This window comes from Pseudomonadota bacterium (genome assembly GCA_016719885.1).
Classification (GTDB): Bacteria; Pseudomonadota; Gammaproteobacteria.
The window spans coordinates 328,900-349,848 of the sequence record JADJYF010000004.1; the positions used below are offsets into that span (position 1 = coordinate 328,900).

Annotated in this window: 22 protein-coding genes; 15 read left to right on the forward strand and 7 right to left on the reverse strand. The window is 66.9% G+C overall.

Annotated features, from left to right (window positions below; genetic code table 11):
* The first annotated feature begins 6 nt into the window (after positions 1-6).
* From IPM80_05245 to larB, 6 genes are all read left to right on the forward strand, one after another.
* A complete protein-coding gene (locus IPM80_05245) occupies positions 7-1,788 on the forward strand; it encodes a hypothetical protein (protein ID MBK8957836.1) in 1,782 nt (593 codons plus the stop codon).
* Positions 1,785-2,297 carry a DUF111 family protein gene (locus tag IPM80_05250; protein MBK8957837.1) on the forward strand — a complete coding sequence of 171 codons (513 nt, stop codon included), beginning with the start codon at positions 1,785-1,787 and terminating at the stop codon, positions 2,295-2,297. Before IPM80_05245 ends, IPM80_05250 begins: the two co-directional genes overlap by 4 nt.
* Before the next feature lie 87 nt (positions 2,298-2,384).
* Entirely contained in the window at positions 2,385-2,564 is a 180-nt protein-coding gene (locus tag IPM80_05255; GenBank protein ID MBK8957838.1) for a hypothetical protein, read from the forward strand.
* A 9-nt stretch (positions 2,565-2,573) separates the two neighbouring features.
* A complete protein-coding gene (locus IPM80_05260) occupies positions 2,574-3,899 on the forward strand; it encodes a LarC family nickel insertion protein (protein MBK8957839.1) in 1,326 nt (441 codons plus the stop codon).
* Between the two features lie 47 nt (positions 3,900-3,946).
* Positions 3,947-4,738: an adenine nucleotide alpha hydrolase gene (locus IPM80_05265; protein ID MBK8957840.1), complete on the forward strand. Its 792-nt coding sequence runs from the start codon at positions 3,947-3,949 to the stop codon at positions 4,736-4,738.
* Positions 4,735-5,391, forward strand: coding sequence for a nickel pincer cofactor biosynthesis protein LarB (gene larB / locus IPM80_05270; protein MBK8957841.1), 657 nt, complete (start codon positions 4,735-4,737; stop codon positions 5,389-5,391). The genes IPM80_05265 and larB overlap by 4 nt, the downstream gene beginning before the upstream one ends.
* Before the next feature lie 26 nt (positions 5,392-5,417).
* Here larB and IPM80_05275 read toward each other — a convergent pair whose 3' ends face one another.
* Positions 5,418-6,323 (reverse strand): sulfotransferase domain-containing protein, encoded by a 906-nt coding sequence (locus IPM80_05275; protein MBK8957842.1) that lies wholly within the window; start codon positions 6,321-6,323, stop codon positions 5,418-5,420.
* A 414-nt stretch (positions 6,324-6,737) separates the two neighbouring features.
* Between IPM80_05275 and IPM80_05280 the strand changes: the two genes are divergently transcribed.
* Positions 6,738-7,442, forward strand: coding sequence for a PEP-CTERM sorting domain-containing protein (locus tag IPM80_05280; GenBank protein MBK8957843.1), 705 nt, complete (start codon positions 6,738-6,740; stop codon positions 7,440-7,442).
* 128 nt (positions 7,443-7,570) lie between these two features.
* On the opposite strand, the gene IPM80_05285 is transcribed toward IPM80_05280, so the two are convergent.
* Together IPM80_05285 and IPM80_05290 are read right to left on the reverse strand one after the other, a co-directional pair.
* A complete protein-coding gene (locus tag IPM80_05285; GenBank protein ID MBK8957844.1) occupies positions 7,571-8,101 on the reverse strand; it encodes a hypothetical protein in 531 nt (176 codons plus the stop codon).
* Between the two features lie 38 nt (positions 8,102-8,139).
* Complete coding sequence (locus IPM80_05290) at positions 8,140-8,514, reverse strand: DUF4440 domain-containing protein (GenBank protein ID MBK8957845.1); 375 nt, start codon at positions 8,512-8,514, stop codon at positions 8,140-8,142.
* Positions 8,515-8,657: 143 nt separating this feature from the next.
* On the opposite strand from IPM80_05290, the gene IPM80_05295 reads away from it, so the two are divergent.
* The 8 genes from IPM80_05295 to IPM80_05330 all read left to right on the forward strand — a co-directional run bounded on the left by IPM80_05295 (position 8,658) and on the right by IPM80_05330 (position 15,897).
* Positions 8,658-9,518 carry a TIGR03619 family F420-dependent LLM class oxidoreductase gene (locus IPM80_05295; protein MBK8957846.1) on the forward strand — a complete coding sequence of 287 codons (861 nt, stop codon included), beginning with the start codon at positions 8,658-8,660 and terminating at the stop codon, positions 9,516-9,518.
* A gap of 108 nt (positions 9,519-9,626) precedes the next feature.
* On the forward strand, positions 9,627-10,274 hold the full coding sequence (locus tag IPM80_05300) for a PAS domain S-box protein (protein MBK8957847.1): 648 nt from the start codon (positions 9,627-9,629) through the stop codon (positions 10,272-10,274).
* Complete coding sequence (locus tag IPM80_05305; protein MBK8957848.1) at positions 10,275-10,685, forward strand: hypothetical protein; 411 nt, start codon at positions 10,275-10,277, stop codon at positions 10,683-10,685.
* Entirely contained in the window at positions 10,652-11,092 is a 441-nt protein-coding gene (locus IPM80_05310) for a hypothetical protein (GenBank protein ID MBK8957849.1), read from the forward strand. The genes IPM80_05305 and IPM80_05310 overlap by 34 nt, the downstream gene beginning before the upstream one ends.
* Positions 11,089-11,340, forward strand: coding sequence for a hypothetical protein (locus IPM80_05315; protein ID MBK8957850.1), 252 nt, complete (start codon positions 11,089-11,091; stop codon positions 11,338-11,340). The genes IPM80_05310 and IPM80_05315 overlap by 4 nt, the downstream gene beginning before the upstream one ends.
* Positions 11,303-11,773 carry a hypothetical protein gene (locus IPM80_05320; protein MBK8957851.1) on the forward strand — a complete coding sequence of 157 codons (471 nt, stop codon included), beginning with the start codon at positions 11,303-11,305 and terminating at the stop codon, positions 11,771-11,773. The genes IPM80_05315 and IPM80_05320 overlap by 38 nt, the downstream gene beginning before the upstream one ends.
* Positions 11,770-12,408, forward strand: a complete 639-nt coding sequence (locus tag IPM80_05325; protein MBK8957852.1) for a response regulator transcription factor — start codon at positions 11,770-11,772, stop codon at positions 12,406-12,408. The genes IPM80_05320 and IPM80_05325 overlap by 4 nt, the downstream gene beginning before the upstream one ends.
* A gap of 126 nt (positions 12,409-12,534) precedes the next feature.
* Complete coding sequence (locus tag IPM80_05330; GenBank protein MBK8957853.1) at positions 12,535-15,897, forward strand: diguanylate cyclase; 3,363 nt, start codon at positions 12,535-12,537, stop codon at positions 15,895-15,897.
* A 117-nt stretch (positions 15,898-16,014) separates the two neighbouring features.
* Here IPM80_05330 and IPM80_05335 read toward each other — a convergent pair whose 3' ends face one another.
* The 4 genes from IPM80_05335 to IPM80_05350 form a co-directional block, all read right to left on the reverse strand.
* The gene (locus IPM80_05335) at positions 16,015-16,866 is read right to left on the reverse strand and encodes an MBL fold metallo-hydrolase (protein ID MBK8957854.1); all 852 of its coding nucleotides are present in this window, start codon (positions 16,864-16,866) and stop codon (positions 16,015-16,017) included.
* Between the two features lie 30 nt (positions 16,867-16,896).
* Positions 16,897-18,534, reverse strand: a complete 1,638-nt coding sequence (locus IPM80_05340) for an NAD(P)/FAD-dependent oxidoreductase (protein MBK8957855.1) — start codon at positions 18,532-18,534, stop codon at positions 16,897-16,899.
* 203 nt (positions 18,535-18,737) lie between these two features.
* A complete protein-coding gene (locus IPM80_05345; GenBank protein ID MBK8957856.1) occupies positions 18,738-20,150 on the reverse strand; it encodes a hypothetical protein in 1,413 nt (470 codons plus the stop codon).
* Positions 20,151-20,457: 307 nt separating this feature from the next.
* Positions 20,458-20,787: a hypothetical protein gene (locus IPM80_05350; protein MBK8957857.1), complete on the reverse strand. Its 330-nt coding sequence runs from the start codon at positions 20,785-20,787 to the stop codon at positions 20,458-20,460.
* Positions 20,788-20,949 lie beyond the last annotated feature (162 nt).

Sequence of the window (20,949 nt, forward strand, 5' to 3'; positions counted from 1 at the left end):
CAAGCCATGAACGAACAATCCACCCGCCGCGAACAGGTACTGCTGGCAGCCACCACCGGCGCCGCCGCGAGCCCCAACTGGCTGACCAGCGACATGGTCGATGCGCTGCTCGGCGGTCACGGCATGTTGAACATCGCGGTCATCAACGCCGCGGAAGTCATCGTGCACGAACTGAAACGCGGCATGGACAACAAGCTGCGCTTTGCCAACGCCGCCAGCCAGCCGGTCGACGAGATCCTGGCCAAGGCCATCAAGGCCGCGGTGCAGGCCGGTGCGGCGCCCGCCAACGCCGCGCTGATCGCGGCAGTGTTGATGTATCTCACCGGCACCAAGGCGCAGGTCGGCATTCCGGCCGGCAACCGCAAGCTCGGCGCCTCGGCACGCATGCTGGCGGGGGTCGACCGCTCGGGCGTCGCCGCCATCCCGACTTCGAAGAAGAACAACAAGGTGTCGGGCTTCGCGGCGGTGATGGCCATCCACCAGGCCATGATGGAAGGCAAGCTGTCGCCGATCAGTGGCTACGACATGGTGGTGTCCGGCGGACCGCTGGTCGGCCACGGGCGTCTCGGCGAGGACATCATCTTTCCCGCCATGGCCGCCAACGGCGCGCGCATCGGCACCAAGGCCATGATGGATTGCATGGCGGGCGCCGGCATGAAGCCGCAGGCGCTGAACGCGGCGGTGTTCGGCGCCGCGGCGATCCTCGAAATCATCCACCCCGACGCCGACATCGCCGAGGAATACGGCCCGCACGGCAAGGTCACCACTGCCTGGCTGGCGGGCAAGACCGCGGCCGAGACCGCCGGCTTGCCGCCCAAGCTCACGGTGCGCATCACCGGGCAGGAATACGACACCGGGCAGGTGATCGGCGATCTCGGCCTCATCCTGAAAGACATCGGCGGCCCGTCGGTGATCGGCATCATGGCCGTCGACGAGATCATGGGCGTGTTCCAGGAAGGTATCGCCGGTTCGTCGGCCGGGCCGGTGAATCCGCCGCTCGGCCACGTGTGTACCGACGCGGTGATTGCCATGAAGTGCCTGCTCGAACCGGACGCGACGCCGCAGTCGGTGGCCACGCAGTTGCGCGAACGACGCTTCGGCTTCGCGTTCGACCCCGAGACCTCGATGATTGCCATGAACATCGTCGCCAAGAAGGCCCAGCAGTTGAAGGCCGGTGCGGTGACCAACGCCATGGTGCTGGCCTCGGAAGGCGTGCGCGCGCGCGCCGTCTATCGACGCGCGGCCAAGGCCTATGACGATCTCTCCGCGGGCAAGCCGCTCGCGGAGGTCGTCAGTGAACTCGATGCCGAGCGCAAGTACACGGTGGAAACGCGCGTCAGCGCCTTCCTGTCGCGCATGTCAGGCAAGCAGGTGGCGGTGCGTTTGACCCACATCGGCCCGGGCGCGCGCCGCGGCAGCAAGCTCGCGCGTGAATGGTTTGCCTTCGACGCGCACCTCGACGCCGAGATCACCATCGACGGCGTGACCACCAGGCTCGAGCGCTATTCCGACCAGGTCATCCCCGACGTCGCGCTCGGCAAGCGCCCGGACCTTGCGCCACTGGTGCCGATGGTGGTGCCGCTGGCGAGCGAGATCCTGCTGGCTTCGAATGTCATCATCAATGTCACGGTGCCGGCGGCGGTGGCGGCGGCGATGGGCCTGCACACGCCGGAAGAGGCGGGCCTCATCGCGCAGCGCGCGGGCTTCGTGTCGTCGGGCATTCCCGGCTCCAACGTCAATGCCGAAGCCGCCGCGCGCCTCGCGCTGGACATGATGACGCTGCAATGAGCAAAGGGCTGCGCCTGATGATGGCCCAGGTCGACGACGTGCCGGGCGAATTGATGGGCGAATTCATCCTGCGCGCCGAAGCGCTGGGCGCGCGCAATGTGCAAGTGGTGCCGAGCATCACCAAGAAGAACCGGCCGGCCTACCTCGTGTACCTCGACGTGCCGGCCGCGCTCGAAAGCGCAGCCGCGCGCCTGCTCGGCGCGGAGCTCGGCTGCTGGGGTTATCGTGTCATCGAGGCCGAGCACCATCATTTCGACATTGCGCGCACCACCGTGGCGGTGACCGTGCAGCGCGGCGAGCTGAGCTGCGCCCGGGACGTGCGCATCAAGACCATCGCCGACGGCGCCGAGCGCCTGCGCGTGAAGGCCGAACACGACGACCTCGTGGCCTTGTGCGCGATGCTGCGCGATGTTGAACTGCACCTGCCCCTGGCGGTGTTGAAGGCCGCCATCGAGAGCCGGCTCGCGCCGATGTCGCCCTTGCCGACAGCGCTGACCCTGGCCCTGTAAGTTCACCCAGGCGATTATTCAAAGACCATCCCGAGGACTGCACCATGACCCGACGCTTCATGCTTTTTCTGACCCTGGCCGTCAGCAGTGCGCTGGCCCACGCGCACGACGGGCTCGACACTCGACGGCGCGCTGCACCGTCTGCTGCATGACATCGGCAGCGAACGGCTGGTGGTGATGGGCGCGACGCTGCTGGCGGTTGCCATCGGCCTCATCGTGCGCCGCGCCCTGCGCCACGCCGCTGAGCGTCGCAACAGCGCAGGCTGAGCGCCGGCCGTGCACCTGCATCTCGATCCGGTCGGCGGCGTGGCCGGCGACATGTTCGTCGCCGCCCTGCTGGATCTCGCCCCGCATCTTGCGCCGGGCGCCATCACCGCGGCACGCGCTGCCGGGCTCGACGAATCGGTAGCGGTCGAGCATGCGCATGTCGACGACGGCGTCCTGTCCGGCAGCCGTTTCGTCGTGACCCTGCCGGCCGGCGCCGAGGACGACACCCATCTCGCCGCGCCGCCGCATGATCACGCGCACCAGCATGACGACCACCATGGCAGGCATGCACATCATCATCACCACGAAGCGCGGGAAAGCGCGGCGCACGCCGCCACGCATCGGCATGCCCACCTTCACTGGCGCGATCTCCGCGCTCGCTTGCAGGCCATGCCGCTCGCCGCCGCGGTACGCGGACGGGCCGTCCAGATCTTCGCCTTGCTTGCCGAGGCCGAGGCGCGCGTCCATGGCAAACCGGTCGAGAGCGTGGCGTTCCACGAAGTCGGCGCGCTCGACTCGGTGGCCGACATCGTCGCCGCGGCATGGTTGATCGATGCACTCGACATCCGCAGTTGTTCCGTCGGTCCGCTGCCGCTCGGCAGCGGACGCGTGCGTACCGCCCATGGCCTGTTGCCGGTGCCGGCGCCCGCCACCGCCCTGCTGCTGGAAGGCTTGCCGTGTTTCGACGACGGGCGCGCCGGCGAAAGGATCACGCCGACCGGCGCGGCCATCCTGCGTCACCTGGCGCCGAGCGCGGGACTCGGCATGACGCCGCGCGTGTTGAAAGGGAGCGGCCATGGCTTCGGCAGCCGCCGCTTCGAGGGTTTGCCCAATGTGCTGCGCGCGCTCGCCTTCGCGGACGTCGCCGCGGCGGACGACATCGGCATCGACCAGGTGACCACGCTGTGTTTCGAGGTGGACGACCAGACACCGGAAGATCTCGCGGTCGGGCTCGAGCGTCTGCGTGCCGAGCGTGGTGTCATCGATGTCGTGCAAGGCACGGTCACCGGCAAACACGGACGGCAGGCGGCGGCCATACGCGTGCTCGCCACCCCGGCGGCGAGTGAAGCGGTGGCCGCGGCTTGTTTCCGCGAAACCACCACGCTCGGTGTCCGCGTCGAGCGCGCGGAACGGCGCGTGCTGGCGCGCGAAGCGCACACAGCGGCGGACGGCACACGGGTCAAATGGGCGCGACGCGGGGGCGTCGCCACCGTCAAGGTCGAAATGGCCGACCTCGCGCAGGCCGGCGACCATGCCGCGCGCGAAGCGCAGCGGCGCAGCGTGGAAGGCAGTCTCGACCAGCCCGCATGGTCGCGCGAGGAGCACACACCATGAGCGTCGCCATCGAACGCGAACAATCCGCCATCGACACCGCAGACGCCATGGCCCGGCTCACCGCGGTGCTGGAGGCATGCGCGCCCTGCGTGGTGGCGGTGTCGGGCGGTGTCGACAGCCTGACGCTGGCGACCCTCGCCCATCGCGTACTCGGGCAGCGCGCGCACATGGTGCATGCCGTGTCACCGGCCGTGCCCGCCGCCGCCACGCAGCGCGTGCGCGAACTCGCGGAGCGTGAAGGCTGGCAGTTGACGGTGCTCGGCGCCGGCGAATTCGACGACCAACGTTATCTCGATAACCCGGCCAATCGTTGCTACTTCTGCAAAACCAACCTGTATTCGGCGCTGAAGGGCGCGGTGGCGGGACAGATGGTGTCGGGCACCAATCTCGACGATCTGGACGACTACCGCCCCGGGCTCGACGCGGCGCGCGAAGCCGGCGTGCGCCATCCGTTCGTGGAAGCCGCCATCAGCAAGGCGGGCCTGCGCGACATCGCCAGAACGCTGGCGCTCGGCGACATCGCCGAGCTGCCCGCCGCGCCGTGCCTGTCCAGTCGTGTCGAGACCGGCATCAGGATTGTCGCTCCCGCATTGGGCTTCATCGATGCGGCGGAAAACCTCGTGCGTGAACGCCTGTCGGCGCGCATCGTGCGCTGCCGGCTGCGCCGCGCCGGTATCAGCATCGAACTGGACGCCGATACCCACGCCGGGCTTGGCGTCGCTGAACGCGAGCAACTGTGTGTCGAACTCGAACGCTTGGGCCGCGACCACGAAGTCGAAGGCGCGGTGTCGTTCGCACCCTACAGCCGCGGCAGCGCGTTCCTGCGCGACACGCCATGAGCGCTGAAGACATCAAGCTCGATCTCATGCGTCGCGAGCGCCTCGGTTTCGAAGAGGCGATGTTCTGTGCGCACAAGAGCGTGGCGCAAATCGACGCGGTGCTCGATCGACTCGAAGCGGCAGGGCAGGGCGGTCTGCTGACGCGCCTCGAAGCCGCGCATGCGGCGGCCCTGGATGCGCGCCATCGCGCCTGTCTCGATTACGACCCGCTGTCCCGCACCGCTTTCTATCGATGCCAGCCGCGCGCCGTTGGCGACGCCGTGGTAGGTGTCGTGACCGCCGGCAGTTCCGATGTGCCGGTCGCGCGCGAAGCCCTGCGCACGCTAACGTATTGCGGCGTGCCGACGCTGTCGGTGTTCGATGTGGGCGTGGCGGGCCTGTGGCGGCTCATGGAGCGCATCGAGGAACTGAGGCGTCTGCCCATCCTGATCGTCGCCGCCGGCATGGATGCGGCCTTGCCGAGCGTGATCGGCGGTCTTCATGGCGGGCTCATCATCGCCGTGCCGACCTCGGTCGGCTACGGTGTGGCGGCCGGCGGCCACACCGCGCTCAACGCCATACTGGCGTCGTGCTCATCCGGCATCGTGACCGTCAACATCGACAATGGCTACGGCGCGGCCTGCGCGGCGCTGAGGGCCGTGCCACGGTCGTGACGCCCAGCGCGAAGGCGATTTAACGCTCAGGGCAGCGCACCGCCTGCGTAGAACCAGCGTACGGCGTCCGCATCGCCGCAGATGCTTTCGCCCACCGCCCGCACCTCGGCCGCCAGTGCCGGCGTCATGCCATCTTCATGCGCGGCGCCGGCCGCGCCCTTGCGCACCATGGCGCCGGGTTTCAACAGCGGGATCTCGCTGCTCATGCCGTCGAACTTCACGTCGTGCGTTTTCATCCACGCGAACGAGGTGTATTCGAGGATGCGCGCCCACGCCGCGGCGTCGTGGTGGATGCCGAGGAAGTCTGCGATGCGCCGCACCGAGCCATCGTGATCACGCTTCATGTCGTTGTAATGCAGGAACAGCACGTTGCGCGCATGCCGCAGCGGCCACCAGGCGGCGAGAAACGCGAACAGTCCGCGATTGAGATTGGCGCCCACCGCCTGGAAGTACGCCGCGAAGTCGGCGTGCACGATGGCCTCGCGCGGGATCTGCCAGGCTTCGAACAAGGCGTCGCTGTGCTGTTCGAGGAAGGGTTTCATCGACACCAGCGCTTCTTCCGGGTTACGCATCACCACCACGTAGCGCACACGCGGGCTGGCGTCGGCGCCGATATACGGCAGCACCGGCGGCGCGCCGTGGGTCTTGAATGCGCGCGGCCGTGAGTGCGGCATGGCGGCCACGCGTTCGAGCATTTCCTGGCGCGGCATGCCAGGCCGGGTGACAAGCTCTATCCACGGCACCTCGGCATAGATGTCGGCGAAGTCCGCATCACCGCCGCTCAATAGCTGGTGGACGATGTTCATGGTCCAGGTGGTGCCGCTCTTGGGCGGCACCGCGATGAGGATGTCATCGTCGCGCCACGCGACATGGGCCTGCATGGAAGGATCGATCCACGGCGGCGGGCCGCCTGCCTGTGCTGCTGAATGCATGATTTTCGCCCCGGCGTTGCTGGTCGAAGGGGATGGTATGCGGCGCCTGAGTCGGGACGCAAACCAGCGCCCGGCAGCGCTGCATCTTCCTGCCGACCCACGGCTCGGGAGTGAAAATCGCTGCAAGGCTTCATAGGCTGGGGCGCGTCAAAGAAATTTACATTTGCACCCGAGTGCTTGAAGCGCTTGTTCCGTGGACATTTATGCTCCAAACGCAGAGCGCGGCGGCGCCCGAGTTGCCAAGCAGTTGACGTTTTGATGCGGGGCGCTTGTCAACAAATTTTACGGTGGCCCGCAGCGCGCCACCCGCGCTCGGCCAAAATCCGTGGGAAAACCGCCGTTTGAGAATCTGGCGCGCTTTATGCCCGGCTTTTCCTTAAAACGTCAGCCGACGTGCAATGCGGAGCGATAGACATGAACAAGCGGTATTTGGGTGGCTTCCTGCTGGCAGGGGCCCTGGCTTCGGCGAGCGCCTTCGCGGTGCCCGTGTCCTTCACCAAGCTCACCGGCCTGACCGGCGGCTCGCCGGCCGGAACGGCCGTATACCAGGCTGATCTGTCGGCGCTGGGCTTGGGCACCATCGCATCGATCAAGATTTCCGATAACAGTTTTGGCCTGGGCGGTTCAGTAGGACAGTTCAGCGGCTTCGATCTCGATTCCATCAAGCTCTCGACCACTGACTGCAGCGCCGGCGGCGCGGCATGCGTCGCGGCCCTGGTCGGCCTGTCGGCATTCGATTTCGCGCTCGGCGTGCAATTCACACCGGGCGCTCAGCGCGCACCGGCGGACGCCAAGCTGTTCGGCACCGGGCCGCTCGGCAACACGCTGGATGACGCGGTGGCGACGCTCGGTGCCTTCGACGGCAATTCAACCACGGCGATTCCCGGCGCGGCCGGCTTCATCAGCCTCGGCGACGGTGGCAGCATCGGCTTCAACCTGACGTCCAGCGTGTCGACCGCGGGGCTGTTCCTCTACATCGGCGAAGTGGGCGACAACGGCGAAGTGGCGGCTTCCAACGTCGACATCAAGGACACCCGCCTGGTGCCCGAACCGACATCGCTCGCGCTGATCGGCGTGGCGCTGTGCGCCGTGGGTCTCGGCCGCCGTCGCGGCGTTTGATGGTCATCGTAGGGCGGTAGGCGCCAGCGGCGAGCTGCCGCGTTTCACGGCGCGTCGCGGCGCCGCGTCCCGCGCAAGCCGGTTTGCCCGACAGGCACGGGCAAACCGACCCCGCCGTTAAAGATGGATCACCCGTGGTCGGCAGCCTGTGCCGAAAGCGCGTCGGTATAGGGATGCGTGCGCCGTTCCGCGAAGCCGTCCACCAACAGGCCGACACCGGCGAAGAACACCAGCGCGATGCCCAGGCCTTGCAGAAAATCACTGCGGCTGGCGAAGCGCAGCACCAGGCCAGTCACGCCGAAGCCCGCCCACATCACAAGGTAGATCTTCCACGCGCCATTGACCTTGGCCATGCGCGCGGTCTCGGCGGCGCGCGCACTCGGCGGATCGCTGTGCAGGGCACTTTCCACCGCCGCCACCTGCGCGGGCGTGCGAAAGCCGACCGTCGCACCGACGGTGGTCATCACCAGGCCCATCAGCAGGAAAGGAATGGCGACGCCGCGCGCGAAGCCGCTGCCGCCGTCGGTAACCAGCCAGCCGCCAAACACCAGCGACAACAGACCCACCGGCAGGATGAAGACCAGCGCTTCGACCTTCTCGCCGTGGAAATACACCTGCGTGGCGTCGAGCAATTTCAACAGCGTGTCCGTGGTGTGCATGGGCTTACCTCTAGGGAGTGGGAGCGCGACGAGGGCGACTACTGCGCGCCCCAGGGATGATCGATCACGTACAGCCAGCGACCGTCGGCCTGGCGCCGCACGACTTCCGTGGTCTGGCCGCTCATGTCCAGTGTCTGGCCGTCGCGTCCGGTGCCGCGCAGCGTCCAACGGTTGCTCAACAGCGCAAGCTCACCCATGCGCACCGCGTAGCGCGTGGTCAGTTCGAAGTCTCCGCCCAGCGCCAGGAAGCCGGCCATCATGTCGCGCACGGCGGCCTTGCCGGTGGTGGTCGTGCCATCGCCTTGCACCAGCGCGGCATGGTCTTCGTAGAGCGCAAGGATGCCTTCGAGATCGCCGGCCTTGAAGCAGGCGCGGAAGGCGTCGTGGGCGGATTCGGGCGGCAGCTCGGTCATGGCGGCAAGTCCTCGGCGGGTCGATGGCGACGGCGCCCATTGCAGCGCACTTGGGCGTCCGCTGGAAGGCCTAGGCCGCGCCGCGGTATGACGCCCCTATAATCCGCGCGCGGCGCCATTGCCCCATTCGCCAGGAGTCGACGATGGATTTCGGTATCAGCATTCCCAACAACCAGGGCATCGCCTCGGTGCGCGCGCTCGTGAACGTGGCGCTCGAGGCCGAGCGCGCCGGCTATGCCTCGGTGTGGGTGAGCGAGCATCTCTACCACGCGAGCTATGTCGCCTCGCGTCTCGGCGACCGCCCTTACCACGAAGCGCTGACGGTGCTGACCGCCGCCGCCACCGTCACCGAGCGCGTGCGACTCGGCACCTCGGTGCTGGTATTGCCCTGGCATCATCCGGCGCGCCTCGCCAAGCAGGTGGCGACGCTCGATCAATTGTCCGGCGGCCGCGTGGTGCTGGGCGTGGGCGTGGCGCAGACCGAAGACGAGTTCGCCAATCTCGGCATTGCCTACACCACGCGCGGCGCGGTGACCGATGAAGCCATCGACGCGCTGCGCGCGCTATGGAGCGAAGACGTGCCTACCCACCACGGCACGCATTTCCAGTTCGCCGGATTGCGTTTCTCGCCCAAGCCGCACCAGGCACGGCTGCCGATCCTCATCGGCGGTAATTCGGCGCGCGCGCTGCGTCGCGTGCGCGAGAAAGGCGACGGCTGGCACGCCATGAGCCTGTCGGTGAACGACGTGCGCGCCGCCATCGCCGGCGCGGCGGGCAAGCCCTGCTCGATACGCATGGTGCTGGAATTCACCGATGCGCCGGTAGCGCGCGCGGTGGACGATCGTCGCACGCTGAAAGGCTCGCCTTCGGAAATGCTGGAGCAGCTGCGCGGCTACGCGCAAGCCGGCGTGGGTGAGATCGTGGTCGATGCGAACACGTCCGACGTCGACGCCGTGCTGGCGTGTTACCGGCGCTTTCAGGACGAGGTGGTGGCGAAGCTGTGAGTCGCCCGGGCTCTGTCCACGATGCAGCCCTGGCCGATCCCCCACCCGAGGCCTTAGCATTTCGAACATTGCACTTGGCGCGAGCGCGCACACGGAGGAGGGCCGCTCTTGAACGCAACGATTCGTGCGCCCGATTTGCAGGCCTTGATCGACGCCTTGCCGCATCTCGTGTGGGTGACGCGCGCCGATGGCCAGGCCGAATACTTCAATGCGCGCTGGCGGGAATACACCGGGCTCAGTCTCGAGGCATCGCTGGGCGACGGCTGGCGCGCGCCCATTGATGCCGACCAGCTCGCCGACCTCGCCGCTGCCTGGCGCGCCAACTGCGAGCGCGCCGACGAATGGCAATTCATCTACCGCTTGCGCCGCCATGACGGCGTCTATCGCTGGTTCGAAGCGCGCGCTCGCCGCGTGCAACTCGAAGGGCAGGCAGGGCTCCACTGGATAGGCACCAGCACCGATATCGACGAGCAGCGCCGCGCGGTCGATACCGTGCGGGTGCAGGAGCGACGCTACCGGGCCCTCATCGAATACCTGCCGGATGCGTTCTTCCTGCACGACGAGCAAGGACGCATCCTGGATGTAAACCGGCATGCGAGCGAACTGATCGGACGCACGCGGGACGAATTGCTGACGCTCCGCATCACAGACCTCGATGCACAGATAGACGCGACGGCGCTGCGAGCCCAATGGCAGGTGGCAGTGCCGGGAGAAAGCTGGGAGGCAGCGACCCTCGCGCGCCGCCCGGACGGTTAGGTGATCCACGTCGACGCACATGTCGTCTGTTACCGCCACGGGGATGAGAAGCTGTTCCTGTCGCTGGTACGTGACAGCAGTGCGCGGCTCGCCGAAGACGCCCGTTTGCGCCAGCGTGGCGCGCTGCTCGATCTCGCATCTGTCATCCTGTTTGGACTCGACGGGCGCATCCATTACTGGAGCCGCGGCGCCGAGGCCCTGTCGGGCTACAGCCGCCAGCTGGCGGAATCCTCCACCATCAGCGCGCTGTTGAAGCCGCGCTTTCCGCTGCCCTTCAAGGAGCTCGTAGACCGCCTGCGTGCCGCAGGTACTTGGCGCGGTGAGATCGGCGCCACGACCGCCGATGATCGGGCATCGCCGCGCTCAGCGAGTGGACCTTGTACGACGATCCGCACCTGGGCGATCCGCTGATAATGCAGGTGCATGTCGACATCACCGAACTCAAGCGCACCGAAGCGGCGCTGTTGGCAGCGCGCGCGGCCGTGCAGGACGCCATGCGGCGTGGCGGCGCCGGTACCTGGCGCTGGGACGTGCGCGCGGACTGCATCGAGTGGGACGCTGCAACCGTGTCCTTGCTGGCCGTGCCGCCGGCGCAGTCCACCAGCGGCTCGCAGGGGCTCGATGACGTTTTGCCGCTCGTGCATGAGGACGACCGCGACAAGACCCTGGGCTTGCTGCGCATGGCGGCGAGCGAGGGGTTGGCGCTGCGCTTCGACGCGCGTCTGCTCGATGGCGAAACTGGGCCTCGCTGGATAGGAGTGCGCGGCACGGTCGAGCGTGACGCCGAGGGCGATGTCGCGGCGGTCAGCGGGTGGTGACCGATGTCTCCGCGCGCGTGCTCACCGAGCGCGCATTGGCCGCTTCGCGCGAGGAAGTGCGCGCCTACAGCCAACACCTGGACCAGGCGGTGGAAGCCGAGCGTTTGCACATCGCACGCGAACTGCACGACGAACTGGGGCAGCGCTTGACCACGCTCAAGATCGACCTGCTGTGGCTGTTTGAGCCATGCCGCGGCCGGCGCCGGTGTCGTGGATCGTCTGCAGGGCATGGCCGGCATCATCGATGAAACCATCGCTGAGACGCGTTCCCTGAGCGCCAGCCTGCGACCTATCGGGCTGGAGCAGCTGGGCCTGAAATCGGCGGTGGAAACCATGGTGGCGGGCTTTGCCCTACGCACCGGCATGCAGGCGCGCACCAGTATCGATGGCAGCGTGCACGTGCCGACCGCGCACAAGCTAGCGGTCTACCGCATCGTTCAGGAGGCTTTGACCAATGTCGCGCGTCATAGCGGTGCGAGCGAGGTGGAAGTGTTGTTGGGCAAGATCGATGGCAACGTGCGCATCGAGATCCACGACAATGGCGTGGGCTTGAGCGTGGACAGCGATCAGCGCGCGCGCCTCGGCATCGTCGGCATGCGCGAACGTGCCCGCGCGATCGGCGGCCGCCTCGAGATCGACAGCGAAGAGGGCACCAGCGTAATCCTGGAGATCCCGCAATGAGCGCCGCCTTGCACGTGCTGCTGGCCGACGATCACCCGCTCACGCGCCAGGGCGTGATCAGCGTGTTGCGCCACGCCTTTGCCGATGCCCGCTTCGATGAAGTGAGCAGCGCGGGCGAACTCTTCGCACGTATCGGCGTGGCCGCGCCGGATGTCGTCATCCTCGATCTGTCGCTGCCCGATCGCCACGGCCTCGATTGCCTCGGCGAGCTGGCGCGTCGTCACCCCGCCGTGCCGGTCTTGATCCTGAGCATGCACGCCGAAGACACCTTCGCGCTGCGCGCCCTCGATCTCGGTGCCATGGGCTATCTCACCAAGGATCGCGCCAGCGAAGAGATCGTCGGTGCGGTCAAGCGCATCCGCAGCGGTCGGCGCTACATCAGCTCGGATCTCGCCGAGACGCTGGCGATGCAGCGCAACGCACCGCAGGCCCTGCCGCACGAGGCCTTGTCCGCGCGCGAATTCCGCGTACTGCGTGAACTGGCCCGCGGCGAGCCGCTCATCAGCATTGCGGACCGTCTGGCGTTGAGCCCCAAGACCGTCACCACCTATCGCGCCCGCATCCTCACCAAGCTCGGCCTGGCCAACAATGCCGAGTTGGTGCGCTATTGCATCGAGCACGGGCTGGTCGAATAGCGCCGTCGGCGATCCCCTACACGCGCCGGCAACCCGCCCCGACCCAGGCCCACGACCTGGCCCGCTCCCAGCCCTGGTAGCCAAAGAACACACTGCATCCCGTCTCGAACCCGGTGGGTTGCGCCTATGTATTTGAACCAAAGCCCGCCAGCGGCACGCCGCGTGTTGCTGGTGGATGACTCCGCGGCGGTGCGCGGTCGCCTCGCCGAACTGCTGGAGAATACGCCGGGCATCGCAGCGGTTGCGCAGGCCTGGGACCTCGCATCGGCGCGCGCGGCGCTGGCGGGCAGTCTGCCCGACGTACTCGTACTCGACATGCAGTTGCCCGACGGCAATGGCCTGGATCTGTTGGCTGACATTCGCGACCGAGCGCTGCCGCTCGAGATCATCGTCCTGACCAACTACCCGACGCCGGAGTATCGGCAGCGCTGCCTGGCCCTGGGCGCCCATTATTTCCTCGACAAGACGCTCGAGTTTCAGCGTGTGCCGGCCTTGATCGGCGGTGAGCAGGCCCCTGTCTCGGCGCCGCCTGGCGCCGAGATGGAGCGTCTGCTGACCTTGTTCAACTACCAGATCCTCGACACGCCGGCTGAGCAGTCGTTCGACGATCTGACCGCGTTGGCAGCCCGCGTGTGCGGTGTGCCGGTGGCGCTGATCAGCCTGGTGGACGCCGACCGGCAGTGGTTCAAGAGCCGCTACGGCTTTGCCGCCGAGTACACCACGCGCTCGGTGGCATTGTGCGCCCATGCCATCGAAGCCGACGGACTGTTCGAGGTGGAGGATGCGCGCCGCGACCCGCGTTTTGCCAGCAATCCGCTGGTGCAGGGCGAGCGCGGCGTGGTGTTCTACGCCGGCATGCCGCTCAAGGTCGCCAATGGCCACACGCTTGGTACGCTGTGCGTGATCGACCACGTGCCACGCCGTCTCGATGCGGACCAGCGCGCCGCACTTGCGGCGCTCGCGCGCCAGGCGGTGTTGCAGCTCGAGCATCGGCGCCTGGGCCTGGAACTCCAGCAACAGCACGAGTCGCGCGTCGCGTTGGAACATGCCCTGCAAGGGCTCGCCACCCGCGACCCGCTGACCGGGCTCGAAAATCGCAACGCCTTCCGTCATGCGCTGGCCCAGGCCCTCAGCCTCGCGCAGCGCCGTCAGCAGCGCCTGGCCTGCATCTACTTCGACCTCGACAACTTCAAGCTGGTCAATGACTCGCTTGGTCACCCGATGGGTGACGCGCTGCTGGTGGCGGCGAGCCAGCGAGTCAAGAGTGCGATACGCGAATCGGACGTGTTCGCGCGTCTCGGCGGCGATGAATTCGCGCTGCTGCTGCACGATGTCGGAGACGTCAACGATGTGGCGCACCTTGCGGCCAAACTTCGCGATCTCCTGTGCACGCCCTTCGTGCTCGACCAGCACACTGTACATATTGGCTGCAGCCTGGGAATTGCGCTCGCGCCCGACGACGGCATCGATCTTGATCTTTTGCTTCGGCGCGCCGACATCGCCCTCTACCACGCCAAGGGCGAGGGCAAGGGTGACTTCCGCTTCTACACACCGGAACTCAACGAACGTGTGGTGTCGCGCGTGCGCCTCGAGCAAGAGCTCAGGGCGGCACTCGACAACGAGGAATTCGAGCTGCACTACCAGCCGCAGGTGTCCTGCAACAACGAGCGCGTTATGGGGGTCGAGGCCTTGTTGCGCTGGCCGCGCGAGGACCGTGAACCGCTCGGGCCGGCGGTATTCGTGGCCTTGGCGGAGGAACTGCGGCTCGGTCGCCGCTTGGGCGGATGGGTGTTCGAGCGGGCCTGCGAAGATTTCGCGCGCTGGCGCGCCGACGGGCTGGTGTTGGAGCGACTGGCGGTCAACATCACCGCCAGTCAGCTCTGCGCCGATCTTGTCCACGAGGTGTTGGCTGTCCTGGCCCGGCACGAACTGCCGCCGGCTGTGCTCGAACTCGAAGTGGTCGAGAATCACATCATGCAAGACATCGGCGCGGCGCGCCGTGTCATTCGGCGATTGCGTGAGGCGGGCGTGCGGGTAGCGCTGGACGACTTCGGTACCGGCTTTCCTCGCTGTCGCTGCTGCGCGAACTGGACGTCGATGCGGTCAAGGTCGACCGCGTGTTCATCGAGCGCGTGCAGTGCGGCGACGGCGACACCGCCATCGTCTCGGCGGTCATCGCGCTCGCGCACCGGCTGGGACTGCGTGTCACCGCCGAAGGCGTCGAACAGTCTGCCCAGCTCGTTGCGCTACGCGCGATGGACTGCGACGACTATCAAGGCTTCGTCGCCAGCCCGGCATTGCCGGCGACCGCGCTGGTGGCGATGTGTCGCGACTGGCTGGCCTGAACGGACTGCCCTCATAAAATTCTGCTGGAGCCCTCTCATGGATCAACGTGTATCTATCACTGCGCCCTCGGGCCTGCCACCTCCCATCGTTCCCGCCCTGCTCTCCCTGGTGGCGGACGGGCAGGGGCATGTGAAAGCGGTCAGCTACGGGCTGTGCCAGTTGTTGGGTGTGGACAGCGCGCGCATGCTTGAACGAGGCGCACAGGAAATCGAGGGCCGCCTGCGCGAGCCGGCGCCATGGGCGGCGATACGCGCCGCCTTGGTCGCTGGTGAGGACTGGCACGGTCTGCTGGAATTGGAGGGCGCTGATGGACAGTCCCACCATGTCGAGTGTCTTGTCATCGGCTTTGCCGTTGCCAGCGACGAGCGACCGCTGTACGCCGCCATCGGCCACGAAGTCGTGCCGGCCGCGCCAGTGGTGCACGCCAACCGTCTGCGCATGCTGGGACAGGTCGCGGCCGGCGTGCTGCACGATCTGAACAATGTCATCGCGGCGGTGCTCGGTCACGCTGAACTGGCGCGCCGCCACGCGCTTGCGGGCCGCCTGCCGCGACTCTCCCGCAGCCTCGACGAAGTCACGGCGGCCGGTGAGCTGTGTCGCGACATCTCAAGTGGCCTGCTCGACCTGTTGCGCGAGCGGCCGCGCGCCACGCAAGGTCCTGTGCGGCTGGATCAAGCGGCCCATGCGCTGGCCCGTCTGTTGCGACCGACGCTGGCCGAGCACACGGAGCTGCAGGTGGCCGCCGACACGCCGGTCGTCGGCGTGGGCATCAGTCTGGTGGCGGCGGAGCAGTGCCTGCTCAACTTGGTCGTCAATGCGCGCGATGCGCTCGGTGATCGAGGTGGTGCCATCACCTTGCTTGCGACCTTGGCCCAGGTATCCGCGGGGCGCTGCGCAGTGTGTGCACAGGCGGTAGAAGGTGAGTGGGCGGCCCTGGTGTGCGACGACACCGGGCCGGGGCTGCCGCCTGATTTTCTGTCCCGTGCCTTCGAAGCCTTCGCTACCACGCGCGGGCGCAGTGGCGGCAGTGGACTTGGGCTTGCCATCGTCGCGCAACTCGTGCACGACGCACGCGGCCATGTCCTGTTCGCTTCGCGTCCGCGCGAAAGCACGCGCTTCACCCTGTTGTTCGAACCCGCTTAGCTGGCGGGTGAAAAACGTAGCGAGCGAAGGCAGTTCGTGTCCTGCCGGCGCGCAGGAACCGCAGCGTATACGGAACGCCCGACATGCGGCGCCGGGACGAAATGGCGCAGTAGATTTTCACCAGCCTAGATGGACAGGCAGGACCGATAAGCGGCGCCCTGCCTCGCCCGACATGGGGCGCGCGAAATGGCCGGGCCAGTACGAGCGCGCTCCACGCTTCTGAGGGTGGCAGGCGCCGGGTCCCCGCAGAAAGAGACTGTTGAGATCCGGTACCGCTATCTGCACCGGGTTGTGGATGGCATCGCCCAGGAAGATTGCCGAGTCTCCCCCGTGCGTCAAGCGCAGACCGATATGGCCGGGCGTGTGGCCCGGTGTCGGTACGACGGTCATGAGTTCGTTCAGCGCATGCTCGCCCGTCACCATCAACGCCTGGCCGCTTTCGATGACCGGCAGCACGCTGTCCTGGTAGACCTCGAAGAACAATGGTGGCTCGTCGGGGACGAGATTCTCCGGCGCGTAGCGTGCGTACTCCTCGCGCGAGAACACGTACTTGGCATTGGGGAAGGTTGGCACCCAGCGCCCATTCTCGAGCCGCGTGTTCCAGCCGACGTGATCGACATGCATGTGGGTGCACAGCACGAGATCGATGTCCTCCGGCGCGAGGCCGGCGGCGGCGAGACGCTCGAGATAGGGGTTGTTCAACTGGTGGGCAAGCAGGAAGTCCGGCCGCTCCTTGTGATTGCCGAGACAGGTGTCGACCAGCACGTTCAGCTTGCCGTGGCGGATGACGAAGGACTGGAAGATGCACGGCATGCGAAAGCCTTCGATATCGAAGAACGGCGCGAGCCAGGACGCGTGTTCGTCGAGGGTGGCCTGCTCGAGCTCGGGAAAGAATTCACGGCCGTCGAAGTGGACCATGGTTTCTTCGATGCGCAGTACCTCGGCGGCGCCGACGGTGAAGCGGTTCATGGTGGGGGCCTCATGGGTGACAGGCGGCCGTCATCCGGCCTTGCTCAAAGTGAAACCGCGATAGCCGTCGTCCGCGACTTGCTGGCAGATGTCGCGGTAGGGGCCGACGCCGCCGAGATAGGACACGAAGCGGCGTGGCTTGCCCGGAATATTGGAGCCCATGTACCAGGACTCGACCTTGGTCATGAGGGTCGGCGCCGCCACTTCGCCCACGTGGCGCGTCCATTCTTCTTCGGCGGCGGGCTCGGCTTCGATGAGCGCGACATCGTTGCGGCGCATGTATTCCAGGCAATCGCTGATCCACTCGACATGCTGCTCGATGGAGATCGGCATGTTGCTCAGCACCGACGGACTGCCGGGGCCGGTGATGGTGAAGAGGTTGGGAAAGCCGTGGCTGGCGAGGCCGAGGTAGGTCAGCGGGCCATCGGCCCATTTGTCCTTCAGCGCCATGCCGCCGCGGCCGCGGATGTCGATGTTGAACAGCGCGCCGGTCATGGCATCGAAACCGGTGGCGAACACCAGCATGTCCAGCGGGTAGTCATCGGTGCTGGTGCGTAAACTCGTCTCGGTGATCTCGACTATTGGCGCGCTGCGCACATCGACCAGCGTGACGTTGTCGCGATTGAAGGTCTCGAAGTAACGCGTGTCCAGTGGCGGGCGCTTGGTGCCGATGGGATGATCGCGTGGCGTGAGCAATTCGCGCGTCTTGGGATCCTTCACGGTCTCGGCAATCTTGCGTCGCACGAAACTCGCCAGGGTCTCGTTGGCGGCGGCGTTGGTATAGAGATCCTCCCAGGCGTTGAACATGATGGCGAAGCCGCCCTTCTGCCAATCGGCCTCGTAGATGGCCTCGCGCTCCGCATCGCTCACATCGAAGGCCGAGCCCGCTTTCATGGCGTAACGCTGGCCGAGCGTGGTGTGAATGATGCTGTCGTGGATCTCGCGGTAATGGGCCTTGACCTCGTTCCGCTCGGCGTCCGTCATCACGCGGTCGCGGGCCGGAATGCTGTAATTGGGCGTGCGCTGGAACACGTACAGATGCGCGGCGCTCTCGGCGATCACCGGGATGGCCTGGATGCCGGTGGAGCCGGTGCCGATCACGCCCACCCGTTTGCCGCTGAAATCCACGCCGTCCTGCGGCCAGCGCGCGGTGTGGTGCCACTCACCCTGGAAACGTTCGAGACCCTTGAAGTCGGGGATCTCGTAGTCGGACAGACAACCGACCGCCGTGACGAGATAACGCGAGGTCAAACGCTCGCCGTTGCTGAGTACTGTGGTCCAGTTCCGCGCAGCTTCGTCGAAGTGCGCCGACAACACCCGCGTGTCGAAAGTGATGTCGCGGCGCAAGTCGAAGCGGTCCGCCACGTGTTGCAGGTAGCGCAGGATCTCGGGCTGGTCCGGGTAGCGTCGCGACCAGTTCCAGTCCTGCAACAACTGGTCATCGAAAAAGAAGCAATACACCTCGCTCGGTGAATCGCAGCGCGCGCCCGGGTAGCGGTTCCAGTACCAGGTGCCGCCCACGTCGTCGCCGGCTTCGATCACGCGCGTGGTGTAGCCGCGCTTGCGCAGTTGGTAAAGCATGCCGAGACCGGAAAAGCCGGCGCCGATGACGACCACGTCGAGCACGTCGGCGGCGTGGGCCGCCACGGAAGAGGGCGAGGTGGGCATGGGGTGTTTTCCTCCGTTGTGCGGGACGGCGATGCCAGGCGCGAGAAGGCTGGGGAAGGACCGGCACGGGTGGGGCTCGCCCCTGCCGTGTCGTCGTTTGAAAGTAACACCCGCTTAGCAGGCTCACAAGGCGAAGGCCTTGCCGGTCGGACGCCCATTAGAACGCAGCGAACCAAACGCGCTGCGTTCAAATCGAGGTGTGCTCAGTCCGCCAGCAGCCCCGCGTCGCCCAAGCCCCGTGTAATCCGCGCGCTCGCATCGGCGTCGCCCGCCATCACGCGCACGTAGCCCACGAAGCGCGCCGGCGTGAGGCCCTGGTTGATGGCGCGTGCGCGTGCCACCGCTTCGCGTGCGCTTTCGGCGTCGCCCAGTGCGCCGCGCGCGGACGCAAGGCACATCCAGCCGCGCGCGAAATCGGGCGAGACGCTGACCGCGTGGTCGAGCAGCGCGCTGGCCTCGGCATAGCGTTCGAGATTCATGTTGGCGATGCCCTTGAACATCTGCCACAACCACGCGCAGGGATGATCGGGTGACAGGCCGAGGATGCGATCGGCGATGACGATGGCTTCTTCGGCCTCGGCCACGCTGCCGAACGCCAGCGAGCGCGCGAGGAAGCCCCATTCCATCAGGTCGTGGGGCGAAAGCTGGGTGCCACGGCGCAGCACTTGTATGGATTTCACACGCTCGCCGAGCTCCACCCACACGCGCCCCGCGTACATCAGCACGTCCGGCTGATCGGCGCCGCGCTGCAGCGCCTGTTCGATGGCGGCGCGCGCCGCGTGACGGGCGGCCTCGGGATCGGCGGCACTGGCGGTCGAGACGCCGTCCATCAGGAGCGCTGCGTACAAGGCCTGGGCCAGCGCGTAGTCGGGGTCGAGCTCGGTGGCCTTGCGCGCCAGTTCCATCGCCGCCTGGTTCGCCGCCGGTCCGCGCCCCACCATGTAGTCGTGGCGCGCACGTTGCGTGAGGCTCCAGGCGTCGAGGTTGCCGGTATCGGGCGGCCGGTTGATGACCTCGGCGCGGTAGGCTTCGCCGCCCAGCGCGGCGGCCACGTGGCTGGCGATGTCTTCCTGCACGGCGAGGATGTCGGCGATGGTGCGTTCGTAGACCTTGGTCCACAGCACGCGGCCGCTGGCCGTTTCGCAGAACTCGGCGATGACACGCAAACGCTCGGCGCTGCGCCGCACGTTGCCGGTCACCAGGTAGCCGACACCGAGACGGGCGCCGATCTCGGCGACCGTGAGGGCAGTCTGGCGCAGGGCGAAGGAATCGGAGCGCGGCGTGACCATCAGGCGCCCAGCGCGACTCAAGGCCGAGATCAATTCGCAGCTCAAGCCGTCGGCGAGATAGGCGTCGTTGCCATCGCTGGAAAGGCTGTCGAAGGGCATGACCGCGACCGGTATGGACGACTGTCCGTGGCCGGGGCGCGCCGGCGTCGCGCTGACCGCTGCACTGACCGTGGGGGCTTTCAGCGCCGTTGCCGCGCCATCGTCGCGCCGACGCAGCAGCTTCGGCACCGAGTGTCTCGCCAACGGGCTCAGAAACGCACCCAGCAAAGCCACGATGCCGGCCATGCCGGACAGCAGGTTCGCGTGCAACTCTATCCACTCTTGCATGGTGGCGGCCGTCTCTGTCGCGATGAAGCAAAGTGTAGGGAACGGCGAGGTGCGGCCGCGGTATGCACCGCGCGGGTGGCGGGCGCGGGCGTGGCCGTTGTTATAGAGGGCTGGCTGGAATTTGTACACGACTGCTTTCGGCCGTGCCCAGGATTCGAGTCGGGATGGCGCGGAGCGAGGCGCCGCCGCGCCGCCGGTGGCCACGTTCAGCGATGGCCCGCGGCGGGATGCGCGACGCCGTATGCAGGCGTGGTGCGCGCTTCAGTTCCCCGCTTGCGGTAGCGCAAGCAAACCCTTGGTGCGCGCGTCACTGCACCACGATCTGGCCTCGCCATTCCCTTTTTTCGAGATTGACTTCGCCCTGTATGCAACTCGAGTGCATCTCGGTGTCGGTGTGGAACATGCCGGCACCGTTGGTGCGCCATCGGCCCGGGCCGACGAATTCATAGCTGCCGTTCCAGGTGCCGGAAAGATTGCTGCCGTCGGCGGGCATGCCGAAGCCGTCGTAGTGCCAGGCGCCGCCCTTGTTGGCGCCCGCCACCACCATGGTGCCGGCGAAAGGCCCATAGGCACCGGCCTCGCCCTCGACATTCACCGCCGTGGTGAGCATGCCCGCGGCGTTCCGCGAGACGGTCATGGAAGTGATGCTTGCGCGAAATTCGATAGCGCCGGTTGGTGTGGTCATGGTCGGTCCCTCTCGTTTTTGAATGTTCTTCTGTGTGGCAGGCAACGCCGCAGGCGACGAGCGCCACCAGAAAAAAATCGACCACGCGCACGGCAATTACAAGGCAATCAAAAG

What these genes read in the sequence shown, in the direction of transcription:
- IPM80_05245 (MBK8957836.1), top strand. Translation starts at nt 7, where the DNA reads ATGAACGAACAATCCACCCGCCGCGAACAGGTACTGCTGGCAGCCACC.
- IPM80_05250 (MBK8957837.1), top strand. Translation starts at nt 1,785, where the DNA reads ATGAGCAAAGGGCTGCGCCTGATGATGGCCCAGGTCGACGACGTGCCG.
- IPM80_05265 (MBK8957840.1), top strand. Translation starts at nt 3,947, where the DNA reads ATGGCCCGGCTCACCGCGGTGCTGGAGGCATGCGCGCCCTGCGTGGTG.
- larB (MBK8957841.1), top strand. Translation starts at nt 4,735, where the DNA reads ATGAGCGCTGAAGACATCAAGCTCGATCTCATGCGTCGCGAGCGCCTC.
- IPM80_05275 (MBK8957842.1), bottom strand. Translation starts at nt 6,323, where the DNA reads ATGCATTCAGCAGCACAGGCAGGCGGCCCGCCGCCGTGGATCGATCCT.
- IPM80_05280 (MBK8957843.1), top strand. Translation starts at nt 6,738, where the DNA reads ATGAACAAGCGGTATTTGGGTGGCTTCCTGCTGGCAGGGGCCCTGGCT.
- IPM80_05285 (MBK8957844.1), bottom strand. Translation starts at nt 8,101, where the DNA reads ATGCACACCACGGACACGCTGTTGAAATTGCTCGACGCCACGCAGGTG.
- IPM80_05290 (MBK8957845.1), bottom strand. Translation starts at nt 8,514, where the DNA reads ATGACCGAGCTGCCGCCCGAATCCGCCCACGACGCCTTCCGCGCCTGC.
- IPM80_05295 (MBK8957846.1), top strand. Translation starts at nt 8,658, where the DNA reads ATGGATTTCGGTATCAGCATTCCCAACAACCAGGGCATCGCCTCGGTG.
- IPM80_05325 (MBK8957852.1), top strand. Translation starts at nt 11,770, where the DNA reads ATGAGCGCCGCCTTGCACGTGCTGCTGGCCGACGATCACCCGCTCACG.
- IPM80_05330 (MBK8957853.1), top strand. Translation starts at nt 12,535, where the DNA reads ATGTATTTGAACCAAAGCCCGCCAGCGGCACGCCGCGTGTTGCTGGTG.
- IPM80_05335 (MBK8957854.1), bottom strand. Translation starts at nt 16,866, where the DNA reads ATGAACCGCTTCACCGTCGGCGCCGCCGAGGTACTGCGCATCGAAGAA.
- IPM80_05340 (MBK8957855.1), bottom strand. Translation starts at nt 18,534, where the DNA reads ATGCCCACCTCGCCCTCTTCCGTGGCGGCCCACGCCGCCGACGTGCTC.
- IPM80_05345 (MBK8957856.1), bottom strand. Translation starts at nt 20,150, where the DNA reads ATGCAAGAGTGGATAGAGTTGCACGCGAACCTGCTGTCCGGCATGGCC.
- IPM80_05350 (MBK8957857.1), bottom strand. Translation starts at nt 20,787, where the DNA reads ATGACCGTCTCGCGGAACGCCGCGGGCATGCTCACCACGGCGGTGAAT.